Here is a 6,244-nt window from a genome sequence, read left to right as displayed (position 1 = left end):
ATAGTGTAGCATTTGTTATGTGAAAGTAGGACATTACCAGGCTTCAAATTGTAGAGAGCCCGACTAGAAATAGTCGGGCTTTTTTACGTCTGCAGAAAAGTGAAAATAAAAGCTGTAGCCAAGACCCCATACCGAACTCAGTAGTGAAAGCAAAACAGCTAGAAGGCGAGCCCTGCACAAGGTCGCCCCGACACAATGATAGTGTAGCATTTGCACTGTGACTCTCCACCGCTGTGGGCACTACGACATTACCGACTTCAAATTAAAGAAACCCGTTACAGCTATGTGACGGGTTTTTTGCTGTATGGGATTTAATAATACCAATCTGAAATAATACTTAATTTGTTTGAGGGATTAAATCTGACACTAACTGCGTTAAAATTTTATGATATAGAACAACTAAATTCTTACCTAAAATAGATCACTTAATTAAGCGAATTGGTGTAAATAAGCAATTACTTCCTTGTTTATGAAAGCTATGAATACTAATATCTCTCTATTACATCGATATAACTGATGAATTGAAAATTGAATTAGCATTTCAATAATACATACTCAATAACTATAGTGAGCTATAACTAAATGTACTACGAAACCTTTCTTGATGACTCTTCATCACTAGTTGAATTTACTCGAATTTATTTAGCTATCTTCTATACCTTTGTTGCTGGTTTTTATACATTTAGAATAATTTATAAAAACAGAAAAGCACCTAGTGGTGTGGTTTTTCCTGGAGATAAGTTTTGCTCTAGTTGGTGGAATCATATGGTTTTTAAGTTCTTTAGAGTTGCTATATGGCTAATATGTGTAGTGAGACTATTTCTACCAGAGTTCGACAACTATCTAGGGATGTTAACTATTTTAAATGGTTGGCCTGGTGTCATGTTTGGTGTTGTTTTGCTAACAGCTGGTTTTATATTAACGATGTTTGTACATTTTCATATGGCTTCATTATGGCGATCAGGTATAGACCCTGCGGGTCCTATTGAATTAAAAACAACTGGGCTATATGAATATTCAAGAAATCCTATGTTTCTTGGTGTGGTTGCTGCTCAATTAGGCTTTTTCTTAGCCCTCCCTAGTATATTTAGTATGATATGTTTCATTGTGGGGCTAGCTGCTATATATAGACAAATACTAGTAGAGGAAGAACACTTGGCCCAGTGCTTTTCAGTTAAATATAAAGAGTATAAGCAGCTTGTACCGCGTTGGTTGTAACGAATGTTTATCGCTGAAAATGTTTAAATGTAATAATGTTTCATTTGAACGATATCGGCATAGTTCAATATCATACGAATTTTCTTTGTTCTATATAGCTGTTAATAAATTCATTTTTAGAAATTGGTTTTGAGAAAAAGTAGCCTTGAATAAAATCACACCTAAGCTGCTTTAATTGCTCGTATTGACTTTTAGTTTCAACACCTTCAGCCACAACTCGTACATCAAGGTTGTGGGCCATTGTAATTATTGCTTTAATTAGTGCAATACTATTTTTATTGGTTTCTATGTTTTGGATGAATGAGCGATCTATTTTTAAAATATCAATATCTAAACGTTGCAAGTAAGCTAGCGATGAATAACCAACACCAAAGTCATCAATCGCTATATCAATATCAATCGCGTTCAAGCGCTTTAGTTGCTGCTGTATAGAAGAGTCTGGATCCATTAGTGTGTTTTCAGTGACTTCAATCAGGATTGTATTTGCGGGAAGTTGATACTTCTCACTTGCTTCAATCCATTCATTCACCCACTTATTAGTACGATCAATTTCAAGCGGAGAGGTGTTTACACTTATTTGTATTGTTGACTTACACAGAACATTAAACTCAACAGTGTCCTTGATTGCTTGTGATTTTACCCATTGACCTATTTGCTTTATTAAGCCATTTTTTTCTGCTACGGGTATGAACTCATTTGGCCCAACTAAACCGCGGGTAGGATGATTCCAGCGGATGAGAGCTTCTGCTTTTGGCATTGATTTACCATCAATAGAAAAAATGGGTTGGTAAAATAATTCAAACTGATTTTGATAAATTGCTGTGCGGATTTCTTCTAGTAAGAGGCGCTTTTTAGTAGCTTGTTCTTCTATAGCTAAAGAGAAAAACTCATAACGATTTCTACCTTTGTTTTTAGATAAGTACATAGCCTGATCGGCTCGCTTAACTAACTCTTCAACGGTTAAGCCATCGGCAGGGAAAAACGTTAAGCCTATGCTTGCGGTTATGTATACCGTTTCGCTTTTTATTTGAATGCTCTGTATTAAGCTAATTTTTATTGCTTCTGCGATTTTTGAGGCTTCTTCTGGGTTTTTAACCCCTTCTAAAATTAAAGTAAATTCATCGCCACCTAGACGAGCTACAGTATCTTTGTCTGTTATACAGCTTTGCAATCGAGTAGCTACTTGATCCAGAAGTAAATCACCATAATCATGCCCTAATCTATCGTTTACTTCTTTAAAGCCATCTAAATCGATAAATATTAGTGAGAAAGTTACTCCTTTAATACTTACTAGGCTTTGTAGTTTTTCGTAGAAGTAACGTCTGTTAAATAAACCTGTTAATCCATCTTGGTATGCATATTGTTGTAGTTGAACGTTGGCGTTCTCAAGTTCATTAGTACGAAGTCTTACTTGATTTTCTAGAGAGTTTTCCCGTTGTTCAATATTAGATAGCATGGTATTAAAACAGCCAGTGAGTTGACCAACTTCATCTTGAGAAAGCTGGTTGGCACGTAGGCTATAGTCATTAGAAGTTGTAACTTTATTTGCTGTTTGAGCTAAATATAAGATTGGATTTAGAAATCGACGTCTCAGAAATAGCGATAGCGCTAAGCTCACGGCAAAGGTAAATAATATAATAATAATAATAAACTTTGCATAAAAAATAGCTTTTTCTTGTGTGATGCTATCGTTAGCACTAATTTTTAATTCGCCATAGTGGTTATTATCTAAAGAAAGCGGTGTAGTTATTTCAATATCATGTTGAGAAGAAGTTGTGCTATCAGAGGGGAGGGCTATAGCAACAGGTTGGCTTTGTGCCCCAGTAACAATGACCGAGATGATATCTGAGCGGATAAGCAAAGGGTTAATTAGTTCTTGTATTGCTTCAGCATCATCAAACATGAGTGCAGTTGTAATATTTGGAGAAAGCATTTTTGAAAGGGAGTCTAAACTTTCTATTTGTTCTTCTTTTGCACTGGTAATCTCATAGGTACTAAATACTATAACTACTGTTGCTGTAGAAACAAATGCTACGCTCATAAGTATAAATAGTAACTTTTTTCCCATTGTATTTAGTGCTAATAGTTTCTTCATCGCATTACCTTTCAATAATTCGGGCAAGGCGCAGTACTTTTGAGCTCATAGTAATGCCTGCGTTTTTGAGCTGTTGTGGTGAGATCTCAAATCGAATTTTACCACTGGAAAGAAAAAATCTAATATGACCGCCACTCTCAATAAATGAGTCTGTTTCACCTACAACCATAATACCGTTTATCTGATTAGATTGTTGTTTCCAAAGCTCAATAGTGTCAGATGTTATAAAAAGAATATTACATTCAGATAAGTCATCAAGAGTAATAAATTTACTTTGTAGAGGTAGGTTTTTTATTGTTTTTTTTCGTAAAGATTTGTTGGCTATATTGATGAAGCTCTTATCAGGGCTACAAATAATAAATTTTTGGCTTTCCTGATTAAGCTCCCAATGACCAAAGCGAGCGAAATTATATAAAAAACCTGCTTTTAGCATATATTCTTTTTCGACAGCATTAGCATCGTTACTAAAAAGTAACAATGCTATAAAAATGCTATGTGCTAGGTTTCTTAATCTAATCATCTAATTTAGCTTAGAAATTTGTGGAAATTGTAAACGTAAAACATTCATCTATGTAATTTGGTAATGTATAGGTTTCACTGGTGTTAGCATACTCTATATGTGATCCTGCAAGTAAGTTTTTACCGGACAACGCAATAGACCATCGAGGGTTAAATTGCCAATTCCAGCTAAGATCCAACGCTGTGTAGTTGTCAGTGTTATATGCATTGGAGTTTTCTGTTCGTAGTGTGGCAAAAATATTATGATTATTAAGAAAGGTATAGCTAGCTTTTGCAAATACTTGTCTATTTATAGAGTCGTAACCAATCGCTGGTTCTACTCTTGGTGGTAGATCGTAGTCGTACTTGGTATAGCTGTAACCCAATTCTGTATTGAGGTTATTCATAGGTTGCCAAGTTGCGACTAAATCAAACCCTTTGGTCGTACTTTTTGCTATTGAGACAAAATCTAAGTCTATACGAGTGAGTCGTAAAGCCTGACTTACTTGCTGAATTTGCCCCGTATTAAATAGTGCTAGAATAGGCAAAAATTGCTCTTCATGTGTATTAGTATCTATCACTGCAACATTTTTTGCATCAGTATGATATGCCGATAAATCTAATGACCAACTGTCATCTATAAATCGATAACCTAACTCATAAGATGTGTAATTTTCAGATTTTACTTTGTCATTGCCGTTGAGGTAAGTTGCTATTCGGTAGTTATCGATAGCATCAAGGCCAGAGCTCAACTTCGTCACATCTTTTACTTTTGTACCGTTAACTTTAAAGTTATCGTTGAACTCTATTAATGTAGGTGTGCGTACACTGCGAGACAAGGCTGCCCATGTAATATGTTGATCAGTGGGCTTGTATACTAACCGTGTCGATGGCTGATTTTCCCATCCTGTTAAATCGTTATGGTCAAGTTTAGTGCCTATAATAAAGTCTAAGGTATCTGGGAGTACGTTATATTGTGCTTGTGCTAGTAGGCCGAATTGTTCTAAGTTATTGAAATCTTTATCGCTATCTAAAAACACACTTTGGTTGAAGGAAATCGAATTGTATCGGTAATTTAACCCCCAATCTAATTGAAGGTCTTGATGTATAAAATTCATTTGGTAATCAACATCTATCGATTCAAAATCTTCTTTAATGTAAGTTTGAGAGCCATGTTGTTTTAGCCACGAGATTTGTAGCATCTGATTTGCAACACTCGATATTCTGTTTTCTAGACGCGCCATTATTCTCGAATCTGTTCGTTTTAAATTATCAGAAAACACAATGTTTTTGTTTGTATCATCAACGATACCGCGATAGTTCTGCCCTAGTTTTGAATGCGTAACATCACCTTGTAATAACGCGAACCATTCATCATTTGGTGTAAAGTCAGCTCTAAAACCAAGAGAATGTTGTTTCGTCGTATCATTTGGAAGAATTGATATGCCTTTTTTTGATGCATTAGCATTCTTTAAGTGGCCATAAAGGCGATAACTGCCTTTATTGCTAATATCGCCACCATATCGTAAATTGACATCAGTATTTATCTGATTACCAGTTGTGGCGTTAGCTAATCCACCTCGGGTATCTAGGCTATTCTTAGTTATAATATTTATAACGCCATTATTTGCATTGCTGCCCCAAAGCAAGCCTCCTTGACCACGTATGACCTCAATGCGCTCTATGTCATATAAAGGCACATTAAGTGTTTCCCAGTAAACAGCCGCAAACTTTGGGGTGTATAAGCTCTGTCCATCTATCATGACAAGTAATTTACTTGAAAATCGAGAGGCAATACCTCTTGATGAAATAGCCCATTGATTATTATCAAGTTGGCGAACTATTAGTCCTGGTACCATTTTTAAAGCTTCAGGGATTGAGGTCGCACCAGAACGAGTGATCTGTTTTTTACTTAATACATATATAGATGAGGCGGTATCAAAAGCTGATTGGGCTCTTTTCATTGCAGAAGTGGCTTGTACATCCATATTCATTAGAGCATCAAGCTCTAAATCTTCATCGTCAAATGGCTCGGCGACGGCCAATGAGCAAATAAAAAGCAGTGGCCAAAATAGATGCTGTGATATTTTCACCTAAAAGTCTCCTACACAATCCAAAAGTAATTTTTTGTAAAACATGTGATGCCACTTGATATTAACATATATTAGCAATTTAAAGTGCCAATAAAAATAACTAGTTACTTTTTAGTATATTATATTTTACAGATAGCTAAATTATATTAACTAATATAATTTGTCTTTCCTATCTAAAAGGAATAAGTTTTTGGAAAAATCATCTTAGGTAATTTACTTATTCTTACATTGATGTGAGTCATTAGGGTAACGTAGGAGTGGTTACCGAGCCCACTAGGTTGAAAATCCTGCGCCGCGATGAAATTGCGCTTAGTTAGAAGGAATTTTAATCCGCAAAAAT

4 protein-coding genes are annotated in these 6,244 nt (G+C 35.5%); 1 reads left to right on the top strand and 3 read right to left on the bottom strand.

Annotated elements, in window-relative coordinates; genetic code table 11:
• The first annotated feature begins 582 nt into the window (after positions 1–582).
• Positions 583–1,218 carry an isoprenylcysteine carboxylmethyltransferase family protein gene (locus V6260_RS09430; RefSeq protein ID WP_341593833.1) on the top strand — a complete coding sequence of 212 codons (636 nt, stop codon included), beginning with the start codon at positions 583–585 and terminating at the stop codon, positions 1,216–1,218.
• Between the two features lie 70 nt (positions 1,219–1,288).
• Here V6260_RS09430 and V6260_RS09425 read toward each other — a convergent pair whose 3' ends face one another.
• The 3 genes from V6260_RS09425 to V6260_RS09415 are packed head-to-tail and all read right to left on the bottom strand — an operon-like array spanning position 1,289 to position 5,904.
• Positions 1,289–3,313 carry an EAL domain-containing protein gene (locus tag V6260_RS09425; protein ID WP_341593832.1) on the bottom strand — a complete coding sequence of 675 codons (2,025 nt, stop codon included), beginning with the start codon at positions 3,311–3,313 and terminating at the stop codon, positions 1,289–1,291.
• Positions 3,314–3,317: 4 nt separating this feature from the next.
• A complete protein-coding gene (locus V6260_RS09420) occupies positions 3,318–3,833 on the bottom strand; it encodes a YfiR family protein (RefSeq protein WP_341593831.1) in 516 nt (171 codons plus the stop codon).
• Positions 3,834–3,843: 10 nt separating this feature from the next.
• Complete coding sequence (locus tag V6260_RS09415) at positions 3,844–5,904, bottom strand: TonB-dependent receptor plug domain-containing protein (RefSeq protein ID WP_341593830.1); 2,061 nt, start codon at positions 5,902–5,904, stop codon at positions 3,844–3,846.
• Positions 5,905–6,244 lie beyond the last annotated feature (340 nt).

Source organism: Pseudoalteromonas aliena (assembly GCF_038155085.1).
Taxonomy (GTDB): domain Bacteria; phylum Pseudomonadota; class Gammaproteobacteria; order Enterobacterales; family Alteromonadaceae; genus Pseudoalteromonas; species Pseudoalteromonas aliena_A.
The sequence above is the reverse complement of the archived record's forward strand: the minus strand, read 5'-3'. Positions and strand labels throughout refer to the sequence as shown.